The organism is Kitasatospora sp. NPDC001539 (assembly GCF_040298565.1).
Lineage (GTDB): Bacteria > Actinomycetota > Actinomycetes > Streptomycetales > Streptomycetaceae > Kitasatospora.
Genome location: NZ_JBEPAK010000176.1, coordinates 1 through 14,917, shown reverse-complemented (window position 1 = coordinate 14,917; position 14,917 = coordinate 1). Strand labels below are relative to the sequence as shown.

Genomic DNA, 14,917 nt, shown 5'->3' with positions numbered 1-14,917 from the left:
GTCGGGCCCGGCAGCCCCCGGCCGGCGTCAGACCAGCTCGACGCCCGGGTACAGCGGGAAGGGCGCGAGCAGGTCCGCGGCGCGCTTGGCGACGCCGTCGCGCAGGGACTCGTCGAGGGTGTAGTGCGCCTTGGAGGGGCTGCCGTTGGCACCGGCGGCGGGAGCGGTGGCGCGCAGCACGGTGTCGATCAGGGCGGCGATCTCGTCCATCTCGGCGGTGCCCAGGCCCCGGGTGGTCAGGGCCGGGGTGCCCAGGCGCACGCCCGAGGTGTACCAGGCGCCGTTCGGGTCCAGCGGGACGGAGTTGCGGTTGGTGACGATGCCCGAGTCGAGCAGCGAGGTTTCCGCCTGACGTCCCGTCAGGCCGTAGCCGGAGACGTCGGCGAGCACCAGGTGGTTGTCGGTGCCGCCGGTGACCAGCGTGCCGCCGCGGCGCAGCAGGCCGTCGGCGAGCGCCCGGGCGTTGTCCACCACCGCGCGGGCGTAGGCCCGGAACTCCGGGCGGCGGGCCTCGGCGAGCGCGACGGCCTTGGCGGCCATCACGTGCGACAGCGGGCCGCCGAGCACCAGCGGGCAACCGCGGTCGACGTGTTCGGCCAGCTCGGCGTTGCTCAGCACCATGCCGCCGCGCGGGCCGCGCAGGGACTTGTGGGTGGTCGTGGTGACGATGTGGGCGTGCGGCACCGGGTCGTGGTCGCCGGTGAGCACCTTGCCGGCGACCAGGCCGGCGAAGTGCGCCATGTCGACCATCAGGGTCGCGCCGACCTCGTCGGCGATCTCGCGCATCCGGGCGAAGTCGACCAGTCGCGGGTAGGCCGAGTAGCCGGCCACGATGATCAGCGGGCGGAACTCGCGGGCGGTCTCCCGCAGCGCGTCGTAGTCGATCAGGCCGGTGGCCGGGTCGGTGCCGTAGCTGCGCTGCTCGAACATCTTGCCCGAGATGTTGGGCCGGAAGCCGTGGGTGAGGTGGCCGCCGGTGTCCAGGGACATGCCCAGCATGCGCTGGTTGCCGAGGTCCTGGCGCAGCCGGGCCCAGTCCTGCTCGGTGAGGTCGTTGACGTTGCGGACCCGCGCCCGCTCCAGGGCGGGGCTCTCGACCCGCTGGGAGAGGACGGCCCAGAAGGCGGTGAGGTTGGCGTCGATGCCGGAGTGCGGCTGGACGTAGGCGTGCTGGGCGCCGAACAGTTCCCGGGCGTGCTCGGCGGCGATGGCCTCGACGGTGTCCACGTTGCGGCAGCCGGCGTAGAAGCGGCGGCCGACGGTGCCCTCGGCGTACTTGTCGCTGAGCCAGTTGCCCATGGCGAGCAGGACGGCCGGCGAGGCGTAGTTCTCACTGGCGATCAGCTTGAGGGAGGCGCGCTGGTCCTCCAGTTCCCGGCCGATGGCGGCGGCGATCCGCGGTTCGACGCCGGCCACGACGTCCAGGGCGCTGCGGAAGGCGGTGTCGGCCGCGGGGGCGGCGGCGGTGTGGGGGGTCTGCGTGGGCTGGGCCATGGCGGTCTCCTGACGGCGATGCGGGGGGCCCAGGCGCTCGGCAACTCGACGTGAGGTTCACGGGACCGCTTCCCGATGGTCGATTCCATCCCCACGCGCCAGTCGCGGTCCACCGGGATCGTACCAACACGGCGGGGACCGGCGCGGGGGTCTCAGCATGCGGTACGGGCAGGTCCGGGCGGGGCGTCCGGGCGGGTGCCCGGACCGGGCGGTGGGGCGCCGGGGGCGGGGCGGGAGGCGGCTCCGCGCGGAGGAGTGGGAGAAGTGGCGCGACGACGGGCCGCACGGCCGTGATCGAGGCGTGTGAGGTCGGCCCCGTCTCGATCCGGTTCGGCCGGTTCCATCCCTTCGGCCCGGGAGGACCGGCGGCCATGTCCGGCATCGGTCATGCGGCTGACGATCACGCGGAGGTCGACGGAACGATCGACGGAGAGGTCGACGCGGAACTCGTCGCGGCGGCCCGGGCGGTGGCCGAGCGGTACGCGCGGGGCGACGACCGCACCGTGGCGGCGGCCGGCCGCAACGCCGACGGCCGGATCTTCACGGCCGTGAACGTCCACCACTTCACCGGCGGCCCGTGCGCGGAGCTGGTGCTCATCGGGGCGGCGGCCGGGCAGGGAGCCTACGACCTGACCACGGTGCCGGCCTTCGCCGACGAGGGGCGCGGGGTGGTGCCGCCGTGCGGGCGCTGCCGCCAGGTGCTGCTGGACCACTTCCCGGGGGCGCGGGTCATCGTCGAGCGGCACGGCCGGCTGGGCGCCCTGCCGGTGTCGGACCTGCTCCCGGTGGCGTACGTCCGGGCCGACCGGCAGAGCGGCTGAGCCGGGGCCGCCGGCCTCGCGGTTCGCCCCCCGGTTCGGCTGCGCGAGCGGGCTCGAGGCATTAGCGTGCTGGCGACGCGACACCCCCTGTGCGCGTCCCTGGAGCCGCGGAAATCCCCACCGGAGGGGCCCTGTGTCGGACGACCTGCTCATCGCGAAGATCAACCACGGCTTCGACCACCTCGACGCGGACGGGGACGGCCTGCTCACCGAGCGGGACCACGTGCTGATGGGCCAGTCGGTGGCCCGCTCGCTCGGCCACCGGGAGGGCTCGGAGGCGGAGGCCGTCATCGTCCGCGCCTACCTGACCATCTGGCACGACCTGCACCTCGCCGGGAAGCCCGCCGGGACGGAGGCGATCACGCGCCAGCAGTTCGTCGCCTCGACCGGCTCGCTCGCCGACGACCCGGAGGCCGCCCGGGAGATCCTGGGCTCGCTCGCCGAGGCCTTCCTCACCGTGGCCGACGCCGACCGCAGCGGGACGGTGGACGCCGGCGAGTTCTTCGTCTTCCAGCGCGGCCACTTCGCCGGCCTCAGCCGGGACGACGCCGACGAGGCCTTCCACCACCTCGACCTCGACGGGGACGGGACGCTGTCGGCCGCCGAGTTCACGAGTGCGATCATCGAGTACTGGACCAGCCGCGACCCGGAGGCCCCGGGCAACTGGTGGACGGGCAAACCGCCGTACGAGCGCTGACCGCGGGCGCCGGACGGACGCCGAACGGGCGCCGGACCGGCACGGGTTGACCGCGGGCGCCGAACGGACGCCGAACGGGCGCGGGCTTCAGAGCGCCGGCACGATCCGCTCGACGGCGGCGTCGATCAGCGCGGGCAGCCCGTCGGCGCCCAACACCTCGGGGAGGGTGAGGTGTTCGACGATCAGGCCGGTCATGGCGAGGTAGAGGACGACGACGGTACGGCGGTCGCCGGGCAGGCCCTCGCCGAGGTGGTACGCGATGTTGGCCTCCAGCTCCTCGCGGACGGTGCCGGTGAGCTGGGCCCGCAGCTCGGGGCGGCGGGTGGCTTCCAGGCGCAGTTCGAGCATCGCGAGGTAGCCGGCCCGGTCGGCGGCGATGCGGCGGATGAGGTCGTGCATCAGGGCGGCGACCAGCTTGCGGTCGCGGGGGGCGCGCAGCAGCTCGGCGAGGATCGCCGGGTCGGGGGTGAGCCGCTGGTGGATGTGCCGTGCGGTCTGGTGCAGCAGCTGGTCCCGGTTGGCGAAGTAGTTGGAGGCCGTGCCGTTGGGCACGCCGGCCTGCACGTCGACGGCGCGGAAGGTGAGGCCCCTGGCACCCTCCCGGGCGAGGACCTCGATGGCGGCGTCGGCAAGGGCGGTGCGGCGGGCGGGGTTCTGGACCATGGGCCGATTCTCCCTCCTGCGCTCGCCCGCGCCTTAGGGGGCCTCCGGGCGGTGGAGCTGCCGGGGAGGCCCCGTGGGGCGCGAGATCCCGTAGGGCGCGAGATCCCCGCAGGGCGGAAGATTCCGCAGGGGCTGGCAACCACTACGCCTGGAGTACTATGATCATAGTGGTTGCCGACCTGGACGCCTTACCCGTCCGGGCCCCGACCGCCCCACCCCTCGACCCCAAGGACCTGTATGCGCAAGCTCAGCTACGTCGTCGGCGCCACCATCGACGGTTTCATCGCCGCCCCGGACGGCGGCTACGAGTTCTTCGCCCCGTTCGTGACCGAGGACTACGCTCCGACACTGTTCTCCGAGTACCCGGAGACCATCGCCACCCCCGGGCGCGCGGCAGTCGGCATCGCGGAGGCGCCCAACAAGCGCTTCGACACCGTGCTCCAGGGCCGCGGCAGCTACGACGTCGGGCTGGCCGTCGGACTCACCAGCCCGTACGCCCACCTGCGGCAGATCGTCTTCTCCCGCACGCTGGCGACGAGCCCGGACCCGGCCGTGGAGGTCACCGCCGAGGACCCGCTGACCGTCGTCCGTCGCCTCAAGCGGGAGGACGGGCTCGGCATCTGGCTCTGCGGCGGCGCCGACCTGGCCGGTCAGCTGCTGCCCGAGATCGACGAACTGGTCGTCAAGCAGTACCCGGTGGTGGCCGGATCCGGCATCCCGCTGTTCCGGGCGGGCTTCGAGCCGCGCGCCTTCACGCTCACCGACAGCCGGGTCTTCGAGCGCGGGAACGTCGTCCTCACCTACGAGCGGACGCCGGCTTCGCCTTCGCCGAACGCCCCGGCCGCCGACTGACGCTCACCACCAGGCAGACGCCGGCCACCACGATCGACCCGCCCGCCAGGGTCGGGCCGGTCAGCGGCTCGGCCAGGATCAGCCAACCCAGCAGCACCGCCACCACCGGGTTCACGTAGGCGTAGGTGGCCACCAGGGTGAGCGGGGCGGACCGCAGCAGCCAGGCGTACGCGGTGAAGGCGAGCAGCGAGCCGAACAGCACCAGGTAGGCCAGGGCCAGCCAGGAGCGGCCGGAGACGGCCGCGAGGTCGAACCCGTGCTGCTCACCGCGCACCAGGCCGATCAGCAGATCGCAGAGGCCGCCGGCCAGCATCTGGTACGCGCTCGCCGTGAGCACGTTGCCCGGCATGGGGATCCGCTTGCTGGCGAACGAGCCCGCCGCCCAGGTCAGGGTCGCGCAGATGACCAGGACCACGCCGAGCGGCTTGACCGACCCGCCGATCGCGGGAGCGGACAGCACCCCGAGGCCGACCAGGCCCAGCAGCACCCCGCCGATCTCGGCCCGCCCGGGGCGCTCGCCGCCGAAGGACGTCAACACCACCATCCAGAGCGGGACGGCGGCCACCAGCAGGGCGGCCAGTCCGGAGGGGACGGAGGTCTCGCCCAGCACCACCAGCCCGTTGCCGCCGGTCAGCAGCAGCACGCCGACCAGGGCGGCGGAGGCCAGCTGGCGACCGCTCACCCGCAGAGCGGCCGGGCCCTGGCGGACCAGCAGGTAGCCGACCAGCACCAGGCCCGCCGTGAGGAAGCGGGCCGCGGCGGAGAGGAACGACGGCATCGTCTCCACCGCGATCCGGATCCCCAGGTAGGTGGAGCCCCAGACGACGTAGACCACGCCGAGCGCGAGCCAGACCGCGCCGCCCAGGCGGGTGGCCGGCTCGGCGGCGTCCGCGGGGCGGGCGAGGTCGGCGGGACCCGTCGGGATCGTCGGGCCGGCGGCGTCCGGAGCGGCGGTGGGGCCCGGAGAAGCCGGGGGGACGTCGCGGACGTCGCGGACGCCGGGGTCCGGGCTGCCACCGGAGGTGGTCGCCGGTTGGGAGGAGGCGGGCGATGTCATGGGTGTCCCCCTTGGACGCTGCTGGCAGAACACCGCCATGACAGCGCATCGGACGCCCACCGCGCCACCGGGTATCACCGTTCGGGCGGCAGGACGTACCGTGGGCCCTCCCGCCCCGAGGAGGTCGAACCCGTGTCCGTACCCGAGGAGGCCCCGCCGGCCGAACAGGCGCTGCCGTTCTTCGTGTACGGCACGCTGCGCAGCGACGGCCGCAACCACGCCGTGCACCTGGCCGGGCGCTGCGCCGAGATCCGCCCGGCGGTGCTGGTCGGCGCGGCCCTCCACGCGGGCCCGGGCTTCCCCTACGCGGTCCTCGACCCGACGCCCGGGCGGCGGATCACGGGCGAGCTGATCACCGTACGGGCGGGCGCGTACGCCGGGGCGCTCGCGGCGCTGGACCGGCTGGAGGACTGCCGGGCGGACGGGACGGGGCTGTACGTGCGGCGGCGGCTGGCGGTGCGGACGGCGGCGGGCGAGCTGCGGGACGCGTGGGTGTACCTCGCCGGACCGGCCGCGGAGGCACGGCTGCGGGAGCGGCCGGCCCTGATCCCCTCGGGGGACTGGGCGGACCGGTGATGGCCGGGCGACTGGGCGGACCGGTGAAGGCCGGGGGAGCCGCCGAGCGGCCGCGAACCGCCAGGTAGGCTGCCCCGGCTGGTGGGATCCACCTCCCGCCGGCCCGCCGAACGACGAGGAGCCACCCGGTGCCCGAGCTGTCCCATCCGATCGCCGTCGTCGGGATCGGGGCCGACGGCTGGGCCGGCCTCGCCGCCGCCTCCCGCGCCGAGCTGCAGGCCGCCCAGGTGGTCATCGGCGGCCCCCGGCAGCTGGAGCTGCTGCCCCGCGACACCGTCACCGCCGAACGCGTCCCCTGGCCGTCGCCGCTGCGCCCGGCCGTACCCGGGCTGCTCGCCGCGCACGCCGAGCGCCGCGTCGCCGTCCTGGCCAGCGGCGACCCGATGTTCTACGGCATCGGCCGCACCCTCGCAGAGACCGTCGGCGCCGAGCGGCTGCGCGTGCTGCCCCACCCCTCGTCCGTGTCCTACGCCTGCGCCCGGCTCGGCTGGGCGCTGGAGGCCCCCGAGGTGATCAGTCTGGTCGGCCGCCCGCTGGACACCCTCTCGCTCGCCCTCCACCCGGGCCGCCGCCTGCTGGTGCTCAGCGCCGACGCCGCCACTCCGGCCGCCGTCGCCGCGCTGCTCACCGAACGCGGGTACGGCGGCGCCCGCCTGCACGTCCTGGAACAGCTCGGCTCCCCCGCCGAGCGCCGGCTGGACGGCCCCGCCGACGGCTGGCCGCACCCCGCCGGGGATCCGCTGAACGTCATCGCCCTCGAACTCGGCGAAGGCCCCCGCAGCTCCCTCGTGCCCGGTCTGCCCGACGCCGCCTACGAGAGCGACGGCCAGCTCACCAAGCGGCACGTGCGGGCCGCCACCCTCGCCACCCTCGCCCCCTCCCCCGGCGAACTGCTCTGGGACGTCGGGGGCGGATCCGGCTCGATCGCCGTGGAATGGCTGCGCGCCCACCGCGACTGCCAGGCGGTCAGCATCGAACGCGACCCCGTCCGGGCCGGGCGCATCGCCCGCAACGCCGCCGCGCTCGGCGTGCCCCGGCTGCGGGTGGTGACCGGCTCCGCCCCCGCCGCGCTCGCCGAACTCCCCGCCCCCGACGCGGTGTTCATCGGCGGCGGCCTCACCGTGCCCGGCCTGCTGGACAGTTGCTGGGCCGAGCTGCGCCCCGGCGGCCGCCTGGTCGCCAACACCGTGACGCTGGAGTCCGAGGCGCTGCTCACCGAGTGGTACCGGCGCCACGGCGGGGAACTCGTCAAGCTGGCCGTCGCCCACGCCGTTCCGGTGGGCGGCTTCACCGGGTGGCGGCAGGCCATGCCGGTCACCCAGTGGTCCGCCGTCAAGCCCGACACCCCCCAGGAGGACGCCTCGTGACCGTCTACTTCATCGGAGCCGGCCCGGGTGCGGCCGACCTGATCACCCTCCGCGGCCAGCGCATCCTGGCCCGGGCCGAGGTCTGCCTGTACGCCGGCAGCCTCGTCCCGCGCGAGCTGCTGGACGAGTGCCCGCCCGGCGCCCGGCTGGTCGACACCGCGCAGCTCAACCTGGACCAGATCACCGCCGAGTTGGTCGCCGCGCACCGGGCCGGCCAGGACGTGGCCCGGTTGCACTCCGGCGACCCGTCCGTCTTCTCCGCCGTCGCGGAGCAGATGCGCCGGCTGGACGCGGCAGCCGTCCCGTACGAGGTCGTCCCGGGCGTGCCCGCCTTCGCCGCGGCCGCGGCCGCGCTCAAGCGCGAGCTGACCGTCCCGACGGTCGGGCAGACCGTGATCCTCACCCGGATCGCCAAGCGCGCCACCCCGATGCCGGCGGGCGAGGACCTCGCCACCCTGGGCCGCAGCGGCGCCCTGCTGGTGCTGCACCTGGCCGCCGGGTACGTGGACGACGTCGTCGAGCAACTGCTCCCCCACTACGGCGCGGACTGCCCGACCGCCGTGGTCGCGATGGCCAGCCGCCCCGACGAACTGGTGCTGCGCGGCACGCTCGCCGACATCGCCGGGCAGGTCAAGGCGGCGGGCGTGGTCCGCACCGCCGTCATCATCGTCGGCCGCACCCTCGCCGCCGAGCAGTTCCGCGACAGCCACCTCTACTCGGCGGACCGCGAGCGCCCGCACGAGCCCTGCGGGGCGTGATGCGCCACCTGCTGATCCTCGGCGGGACGACGGAGGGACGGGCCCTCGCCGCCGCCCTCGACGGCCGCGCCGGCCTGCGGGTGACCAGCTCACTGGCCGGCCGGGTCGCCCGCCCCCGGCTGCCCGCCGGGGAGGTGCGGATCGGCGGCTTCGGCGGCCCGGACGGACTGGCCGCGTGGCTGCGCGCCGAAGGGGTGGACGCCGTCGTCGACGCCACCCACCCCTTCGCCGCCCGCATCTCGGGCAACGCCGCGCTCGCGGCCGCCGCCACCGGCGTGCCACTGCTGGTGCTGCGCCGCCCGGGCTTCGCGCCCGTCGACGGCGACCGCTGGCTCACCGCGCCCTCGCTCGCCGCGGCGGCCGACCTGCTGCCCCGGCGCGGGGAGCGGGTCCTCCTCACCATCGGCCGGCAGGGCGTCGCCGCCTTCGCCCACGTCGACGGAGTCCACTTCGTCGCCCGCTCGGTGGACCCGCCCGAGCCGCCGCTGCCGCCGTCGTTCGAAGTCCTGCTGGACCGCGGCCCGTTCACCCTCGAGGGCGAGGAGGCGCTGCTGCGGGCCCGGGGCATCGACCTCCTGGTCACCAAGGACAGCGGCGGCGCCGCGACGGCACCCAAACTCGCCGCCGCCCGCGGACTGCGGCTGCCCGTCATCGTGGTGCAGCGGCCGCCCGCGCCGGACGGCGTGCCGGTCGTACCGGACGTCGAGGGCGCGCTGCGCTGGGTGGATCAGTCGGGGCGGCCGGGCTGAGTCCAACCCGTGGAACCGCCGGGCGGCCCCGCCCGGCCGTCCGGCAGGATGCCCCCCATGAGCGAAGACCGGCGCACCGGGACCGGGCGCAGCGAGACCCAGCGCACCGCCGACGAACGCACCACCCTGGCGAGCTTCCTGGACCGCCAGCGCGACACCCTCGCGATGAAGTGCGCCGGTCTCACCACCGGACAACTGCGCACCCGCGTGCTGGCGCCCTCCGGCCTCTCGCTGCTCGGCCTGGTCCGCCACCTGGCCGAGGTGGAGCGCAGCTGGTTCCGCAACGTCCTCGGAGACGAGGCCGTCCCCGGTTTCTGGAAGCACCCCGACGGCACCTTCGCCGAGTTCGACGTCGAGACCGCGGACCCGGAGGAGGCCTTCGCGGTGTGGCGCCGCGAGTGCGACCACGCCAGGGAACTCGTCGCCGCCGCGGAGTCGTTGGACGTCCTGGGCCACCACGGCGAGGAGGTCTTCTCGCTACGCTGGATCCTCACCCACATGATCGAGGAGTACGCCCGCCACAACGGCCACGCCGACCTCCTGCGCGAGCACCTCGACGGCTCCACCGGCGAGTGAGGCACCGCAGCCGGGTCCGGGAGCGGCGTTCGCCGTGGGCGCTGAACAACCCGGTGTTCGTCGGCTACCTGGGGACCGGGTTGGACGTCGCCGTGCTGCTGACCGGCCTCAGCGGGTGAGACCGGTCAGCGGGGTGACGGGAGGTCGGGGGCTCAGATGTCGCGGAAGGTCTCGATCTGGGCGCCGATCGAGTTGAGGCGCTCGGCGAGGTCCTCGTACCCGCGGTTGATGACGTAGACGTTGCGCAGGACGGAGGTGCCCTGGGCGGCGAGCATGGCGAGCAGGATGACCACGGCCGGGCGCAGGGCGGGCGGGCACATCATCTCGGCGGCGCGCCAGCGGGTGGGGCCCTGGACCAGGACGCGGTGCGGGTCGAGGAGCTTGACGTCCGCACCGAGCCGGGTCAGCTCGGTGAGGTAGATCGCGCGGTTGTCGTAGACCCAGTCGTGGATCATCGTGGTGCCGTGCGCGGCGGCGGCGATGGCCGCGAAGAACGGCACGTTGTCGATGTTGATGCCGGGGAACGGCATCGGGTGGATGGTGTCGATCGGCGCCGTCAGCTTGGAGGGCCGCACGGTGAGGTCGACCAGCCGGGTGTGGCCGTTGTGGGCCTGGTACTCGGGGGTCCGGTCGTAGTCGAGGCCCATGCCCTCCAGCACCGCGAGCTCGATCTCCAGGAACTCGATCGGCACCCGGCGGATCGTCAGCTCGGAGCCGGTGACCACCGCCGCGGCGAGCAGGCTCATCGCCTCCACCGGGTCCTCGGCCGGGGTGTAGTCGACGTCGCAGGTGATCTCCGGGACGCCGTGGACGGTCAGGGTGGTGGTGCCGATGCCCTCGATCCGGACGCCCAGCTTCTCCAGGAAGAAGCAGAGGTCCTGGACCATGTAGTTCGGCGAGGCGTTGCGGATGACGCTGACGCCGTCGTGGCGCGCGGCGGCCAGCAGGGCGTTCTCGGTGACGGTGTCCCCGCGCTCGGTCAGCACGATCGGGCGGTCCAGCGGGACGCCGGGCTCGACCGACGCGTGGTAGGCGCCGCCGGTGGTGGCGACCTCCAGGCCGAAGCGGCGCAGTGCGGTCAGGTGCGGCTGGACGGTGCGGGTGCCGAGGTCGCAGCCGCCCGCGTACGGGATGGCGAAGCGCTCGGCGCGGTGCATCAGCGGACCGAGGAACATCAGCACACTGCGGGTGCGGCGGGCGGCCTCGACGTCCATCGCGGCGAGGTCGAGCTCGGCCGGCGGGGTGAGCTCGAGGTCGCGGCCCTCGTTGATCCAGCGGCTCTTGACGCCGATGCTGGTGAGCACCTCGAGGATGCGGTAGACCTCCTCGATCCGGGCGACGCTGCGGATCGTGGTGCGCCCGGTGGTGAGCAGCGAGGCGCAGAGGATCGCCACGCAGGCGTTCTTGCTGCTGCGGACGTCGATCGCGCCGGAGAGCCTGGTGCCGCCGGCGACGCGCAGGTGCATCGGGCCGGAGTAGCCGAGGGAGACGATCTCGCTGTCGAGGGCTTCCCCGATGCGGGCGATCATCTCAAGGCTGACGTTCTGCTTGCCCTGCTCGATGCGGTTGACCGCGCTCTGGCTGGTTCCGAGTGCCTCTCCGAGCTGCGCCTGGGACCAGCCGCGGTGCTGGCGCGCGGTACGGATGAGGGTGCCGATACGGGTGAGGTAGTCGCCTGTCACCCGCCAGACCATATCTCATGGTTGAGATCGCAATGGAATCAAGGGCGGGCGTGGCGCCACTTTTGTCCGATTCTCACCCCGTATGGTCGTCAGATCTTCACATCACCACGCGGTATGGGTGGGTCAACCGTACACAGCTTGGCCGCACGAGCCGCGCACCCGGGTCGACGCCGTTCAGGGCCCGAGCGGTTCCGCCCGGCCGACGATGGTGCCCGCGCGGTCGATGCAGATGACGTCCACCGCCACCGGCGAGCCCCGCAGCACCTCGAGCGCGGTCGCCCGGGCCGCCTCGGCGACGAGGTCCCCGAGCGGCACCCCGGCCGCCCGGCACAGTTGCACCGCCTCCAGCCCGGTGTTGGCCGCCGCGACCGCCGCGACCAGGGCCTCGTCCGCCCCGCCGCGCCGGGCCAGTTCGGCCAGGTAGCCCTTGTCCACCTGGGAGCGCGCCGAGTGCAGGTCGAGGTGGCCGTAGCCGAGCTTGGACAGCTTGGCGAAGCCGCCCGCGATGGTCAGCCGGGGCACCGGGTGGCGCTTGAGGTACTTGAGGACGGCACCGGCGAAGTCGCCCATGTCGAGCAGCGCGTCCTCCGGCAGGCCGTGCACCGCGACCGCGACCTTCTCCGAGGTCGAACCGGTGCAGCCGGCGACGTGGGTGCGCCCGGCGGCCCGGGCCACGTCCACGCCGCGGCGGATCGAGTCGATCCAGGCGGAGCAGGAGTAGGGGACGACGATCCCGGTGGTGCCGAGGATGGAGAGGCCGCCGAGGATGCCCAGCCGCGGGTTCCAGGTCGACCGGGCGATCTCCTCCCCATGGTCGACGGAGACCTCGACCACCACGTCACCGCTGCCGCCGTGCGCCGCCGCCACCTCGGCCACGGCGTCCCGGATCATCTGCCGGGGCACCGGATTGATCGCCGGCTCGCCGACCGGCAGCGGCAGCCCCGCCTTGGTGACCGTCCCGACCCCTGGGCCGGCCCGGAACACCACCCCGGCGCCGGGCTCGGCGGCCCGTACCGTCGCCCGGATCAGCGCGCCGTGGGTCACGTCCGGGTCGTCACCGGCGTCCTTCACCACCCCGGCCATGGCGCCGACCGGCTCGCTCCCCCGCTGGACCAGCTCCTCGACGGCGAGCGCGAAGGCGGGCCGCTGGCCCTTGGGCAGGGTGATCGTCACCGGGTCCGGGAACCCGCCCGTGAGCAGCGCGGTGTAGGCGGCCTTGGCGGCGGCAGTGGCGCAGGCACCCGTCGTCCAGCCGTGCCGCAGGCCGCTGCTCCTCAGCTGCCCGGCCCGGCCTCCCGCCTCGGCTCCCACTGCGGCCACCTCCTCCTCGCTTCCGAACGTCCGGGCCGTCCGCGTCCGCGGTTCCGCGCGTTCCGGACCTGCGAACGCCCGAGCGCCCGTGCACCCGACCCTCAGGGCTCGGACCGCGCACCGTACGCCGTCCCGCCTCCTTCGACGGGCGGACTCGACCCGTCGCCGCCGATTTTCCCCCATCCGTCCGGCTGTGCCCCGACCGGGGGCGGCCCGGGCACGACCGGGCACCGGACGGGCCGCGGTCGGAGCTGTGGCCCAGGTGGCGGCCGGGGTGGCGGCCGGACCGTCCGAGCCGCGGCGAAGGCGCCGCCCGGTGTTACCGAAGAGTTCTCCGCACGGGTCTGACATCCCCCGCCTACTCGTCGGTAATCTGTCGCTCCGCCAGAGGCGGGTTCATGACACTCAGGTCCGGCCGTACGGGCAGATCGCCCGGCCGGACCGTCAGCATGTGGGGGTTTTTGTGGCAGGGATGAGACGTCGTACGTTCCTCACGGGTACGTCCGTGGCCGCCGCGTGGTCGGCCCTGTCGCTGGGCGGCGCCGGGTCCGCCTCGGCCGCGGCGCGCGAGCGGGCGCTGGCGACCACGGCCCGGCGGGCCGTCAGCGTCACCGGCACCACCCTGGAGCAGGTGGCCACACCGGTCGGCACCGCCTCCTACAAGCGGCTGACGGCCGGGCCGGGCTGGCCGCTCGTGGTGCGCGGGGACCTCGCGTCGCCGGGCGCGGGGCGCGACGACCGCCGCACCGGACTGGCCAGCTTCGTCCAGTTCAGCGACCTCCACCTGGTGGACACCGAGTCCCCGGTGCGCTTCGAGTACCTGGCCAGGTTCAACGACAGCGCCCACCGGCCGCAGGAGGTCCTGAACGCCCGCGGCGTCTCGGCCCTCGTCGAGCGGGTCAACTCGCTGGACGGCGGCCCCTATACCGGGATGCCGTTCAGCATGGTGATGGCCACCGGTGACAACACCGACAACCACGAGCGGGCCGAACTCGACTGGTACCTCACGGTCATGGGCGGCGGACGGCTGGCCCAGAACACCGGCGACCCGAACCGCTACGAGGGTGTGCAGAACTCCGGCAACCAGGCCTACTGGAACCCCGAACTCGCCTACGGCGACGCGTACAAGGCGAAGGGCTTCCCGCAGATCCCCGGCTTCCTCTCCGCCGCCGGCCGCCCCTTCGACGCGCCCGGCCTGCGCACCCCGTGGTACACCACGGTCGGCAACCACGACGACAGCATCGAGGGCTCGCTGCCTGACTTCGGGCTGCTGAACGAGCTCTACACCGGCGGGTTGAAGCTCGAGGGGTGCGACGACGCGACCGCGGCCCAGCTGATGGACTCGCTGCGCCGGGACCCGGCGGGCGCCGTCCTGCTGCTCGCCAAGCTGCTCTCCGACGGCGAGGCGGTGCGCCGGGTCACCCCGGACGAACGCCGGCACCCGTTCACCCTCAAGGAGTTCGCCAAGGCCCACCTCGACCCGGCCGTCACCGGCGCGGGTCCGTACGGGCACGGCTTCACCTCGGACATGGTGGGCAGCGGCAAGCTCTACTACGCCTTCCGGATCTCGGAGAAGGTCGTCGGCATCAGCCTGGACACCACCAACCAGGCCGGATTCGCCGACGGCTCCCTGGGCACCGCGCAACTGCGCTGGCTGGAGCAGCAGTTGAAGGCGCACAGCGGACACTGGTACGACACCGGTGGGAACCGGGTGACGGGCGGCGACACGGATGACCTGATCCTGGTCTTCAGCCACCACACCAGCGGCACGATGGGCAACCTGCTGCCGGACCCGCGCAACGTCTTCGAGAAGCGGCACGACGGCAACGAGCTGGTCGCCCTGCTGCAGCGCTACCCGAACGTGGTCGCGTGGGTGAACGGGCACACCCACATGAACAGGATCACCGCACACGGCCACCCGGTGCCGGAGCGGGCGTTCTGGGAGATCAACACCGCCTCGCACATCGACTACCCGCAGCACGGGCGCATCATCGAGGTCGCGGACAACGGCGACGGCACGCTCTCCCTGTTCACCACGCTGATCGAGTCCTCGGCGCCGTACGCGACGGACTTCGGCAGCACCTCGGACGCCAATCTGGCGGCGCTGTACCGCGAGCTGTCGTACAACGACCCGAACGGAAGGGTCTCGGCCCTGCTGGGTGCCGGGGAGGACCACAACACCGAGCTGCTGATCACCAAGCCGACTCGGTGACGACGGCGGCCTGACGACGGCGGCCCGACGACCCGCGGGCGATGACCGGCGGGTCGCGGGCGGCGGCGGACGGACGGCGGCGGACGGATTCGACATCCGTCC

15 protein-coding genes and 1 riboswitch are annotated in these 14,917 nt (G+C 74.0%); of the genes, 10 read left to right on the top strand and 5 right to left on the bottom strand.

Going from position 1 to position 14,917, the window contains the following annotated elements:
• Positions 1 to 27 precede the first annotated feature (27 nt).
• A complete protein-coding gene (locus tag ABT247_RS23985) occupies positions 28 to 1,494 on the bottom strand; it encodes a glycine hydroxymethyltransferase (RefSeq protein ID WP_350745536.1) in 1,467 nt (488 codons plus the stop codon).
• A gap of 20 nt (positions 1,495 to 1,514) precedes the next feature.
• Positions 1,515 to 1,610: riboswitch (ZMP/ZTP riboswitch) on the bottom strand.
• A gap of 255 nt (positions 1,611 to 1,865) precedes the next feature.
• On the opposite strand from ABT247_RS23985, the gene ABT247_RS23980 reads away from it, so the two are divergent.
• Both ABT247_RS23980 and ABT247_RS23975 read left to right on the top strand, forming a co-directional pair.
• Positions 1,866 to 2,315, top strand: a complete 450-nt coding sequence (locus ABT247_RS23980; RefSeq protein ID WP_350745533.1) for a cytidine deaminase family protein — start codon at positions 1,866 to 1,868, stop codon at positions 2,313 to 2,315.
• A gap of 133 nt (positions 2,316 to 2,448) precedes the next feature.
• Positions 2,449 to 3,012: an EF-hand domain-containing protein gene (locus ABT247_RS23975; protein WP_350745531.1), complete on the top strand. Its 564-nt coding sequence runs from the start codon at positions 2,449 to 2,451 to the stop codon at positions 3,010 to 3,012.
• Positions 3,013 to 3,099: 87 nt separating this feature from the next.
• Here ABT247_RS23975 and ABT247_RS23970 read toward each other — a convergent pair whose 3' ends face one another.
• Positions 3,100 to 3,675 carry a TetR/AcrR family transcriptional regulator gene (locus ABT247_RS23970; RefSeq protein ID WP_350745528.1) on the bottom strand — a complete coding sequence of 192 codons (576 nt, stop codon included), beginning with the start codon at positions 3,673 to 3,675 and terminating at the stop codon, positions 3,100 to 3,102.
• Between the two features lie 237 nt (positions 3,676 to 3,912).
• Here ABT247_RS23970 and ABT247_RS23965 point away from each other — a divergent pair, with 237 nt between their 5' ends.
• Entirely contained in the window at positions 3,913 to 4,527 is a 615-nt protein-coding gene (locus tag ABT247_RS23965; RefSeq protein ID WP_350745527.1) for a dihydrofolate reductase family protein, read from the top strand.
• On the opposite strand, the gene ABT247_RS23960 is transcribed toward ABT247_RS23965, so the two are convergent.
• Positions 4,472 to 5,584 (bottom strand): EamA family transporter, encoded by a 1,113-nt coding sequence (locus ABT247_RS23960; protein ID WP_350745525.1) that lies wholly within the window; start codon positions 5,582 to 5,584, stop codon positions 4,472 to 4,474. The two genes, ABT247_RS23965 and ABT247_RS23960, sit on opposite strands and share 56 nt — an antisense overlap.
• 132 nt (positions 5,585 to 5,716) lie before the next feature.
• Between ABT247_RS23960 and ABT247_RS23955 the strand changes: the two genes are divergently transcribed.
• From ABT247_RS23955 to ABT247_RS23930, 6 genes are all read left to right on the top strand, one after another.
• Positions 5,717 to 6,160 (top strand): gamma-glutamylcyclotransferase family protein, encoded by a 444-nt coding sequence (locus ABT247_RS23955; protein ID WP_350745523.1) that lies wholly within the window; start codon positions 5,717 to 5,719, stop codon positions 6,158 to 6,160.
• A gap of 128 nt (positions 6,161 to 6,288) precedes the next feature.
• Complete coding sequence (cbiE, locus tag ABT247_RS23950; protein ID WP_350745521.1) at positions 6,289 to 7,527, top strand: precorrin-6y C5,15-methyltransferase (decarboxylating) subunit CbiE; 1,239 nt, start codon at positions 6,289 to 6,291, stop codon at positions 7,525 to 7,527.
• A complete protein-coding gene (gene cobM, locus ABT247_RS23945) occupies positions 7,524 to 8,285 on the top strand; it encodes a precorrin-4 C(11)-methyltransferase (RefSeq protein ID WP_350745519.1) in 762 nt (253 codons plus the stop codon). Before cbiE ends, cobM begins: the two co-directional genes overlap by 4 nt.
• Positions 8,285 to 9,034, top strand: a complete 750-nt coding sequence (locus tag ABT247_RS23940; protein WP_350745538.1) for a cobalt-precorrin-6A reductase — start codon at positions 8,285 to 8,287, stop codon at positions 9,032 to 9,034. The genes cobM and ABT247_RS23940 overlap by 1 nt, the downstream gene beginning before the upstream one ends.
• A gap of 57 nt (positions 9,035 to 9,091) precedes the next feature.
• Positions 9,092 to 9,610, top strand: coding sequence for a DinB family protein (locus tag ABT247_RS23935; RefSeq protein ID WP_350745517.1), 519 nt, complete (start codon positions 9,092 to 9,094; stop codon positions 9,608 to 9,610).
• Positions 9,607 to 9,729, top strand: coding sequence for a hypothetical protein (locus tag ABT247_RS23930; RefSeq protein WP_350745514.1), 123 nt, complete (start codon positions 9,607 to 9,609; stop codon positions 9,727 to 9,729). Before ABT247_RS23935 ends, ABT247_RS23930 begins: the two co-directional genes overlap by 4 nt.
• A 33-nt stretch (positions 9,730 to 9,762) precedes the next feature.
• Here ABT247_RS23930 and ABT247_RS23925 read toward each other — a convergent pair whose 3' ends face one another.
• Positions 9,763 to 11,292, bottom strand: a complete 1,530-nt coding sequence (locus ABT247_RS23925; protein ID WP_350745512.1) for a UDP-N-acetylglucosamine 1-carboxyvinyltransferase — start codon at positions 11,290 to 11,292, stop codon at positions 9,763 to 9,765.
• A 174-nt stretch (positions 11,293 to 11,466) separates the two neighbouring features.
• Positions 11,467 to 12,612 (bottom strand): cobalt-precorrin-5B (C(1))-methyltransferase, encoded by a 1,146-nt coding sequence (locus ABT247_RS23920; RefSeq protein WP_350745510.1) that lies wholly within the window; start codon positions 12,610 to 12,612, stop codon positions 11,467 to 11,469.
• Positions 12,613 to 13,075: 463 nt separating this feature from the next.
• Here ABT247_RS23920 and ABT247_RS23915 point away from each other — a divergent pair, with 463 nt between their 5' ends.
• Positions 13,076 to 14,815, top strand: coding sequence for a TIGR03767 family metallophosphoesterase (locus tag ABT247_RS23915; protein WP_350745508.1), 1,740 nt, complete (start codon positions 13,076 to 13,078; stop codon positions 14,813 to 14,815).
• Positions 14,816 to 14,917: the final 102 nt, after the last annotated feature.

What these genes read in the sequence shown, in the direction of transcription:
- ABT247_RS23985 (WP_350745536.1), bottom strand. Translation starts at nt 1,494, where the DNA reads ATGGCCCAGCCCACGCAGACCCCCCACACCGCCGCCGCCCCCGCGGCC.
- ABT247_RS23980 (WP_350745533.1), top strand. Translation starts at nt 1,866, where the DNA reads ATGTCCGGCATCGGTCATGCGGCTGACGATCACGCGGAGGTCGACGGA.
- ABT247_RS23970 (WP_350745528.1), bottom strand. Translation starts at nt 3,675, where the DNA reads ATGGTCCAGAACCCCGCCCGCCGCACCGCCCTTGCCGACGCCGCCATC.
- ABT247_RS23965 (WP_350745527.1), top strand. Translation starts at nt 3,913, where the DNA reads ATGCGCAAGCTCAGCTACGTCGTCGGCGCCACCATCGACGGTTTCATC.
- ABT247_RS23960 (WP_350745525.1), bottom strand. Translation starts at nt 5,584, where the DNA reads ATGACATCGCCCGCCTCCTCCCAACCGGCGACCACCTCCGGTGGCAGC.
- ABT247_RS23940 (WP_350745538.1), top strand. Translation starts at nt 8,285, where the DNA reads ATGCGCCACCTGCTGATCCTCGGCGGGACGACGGAGGGACGGGCCCTC.
- ABT247_RS23935 (WP_350745517.1), top strand. Translation starts at nt 9,092, where the DNA reads ATGAGCGAAGACCGGCGCACCGGGACCGGGCGCAGCGAGACCCAGCGC.
- ABT247_RS23915 (WP_350745508.1), top strand. Translation starts at nt 13,076, where the DNA reads ATGAGACGTCGTACGTTCCTCACGGGTACGTCCGTGGCCGCCGCGTGG.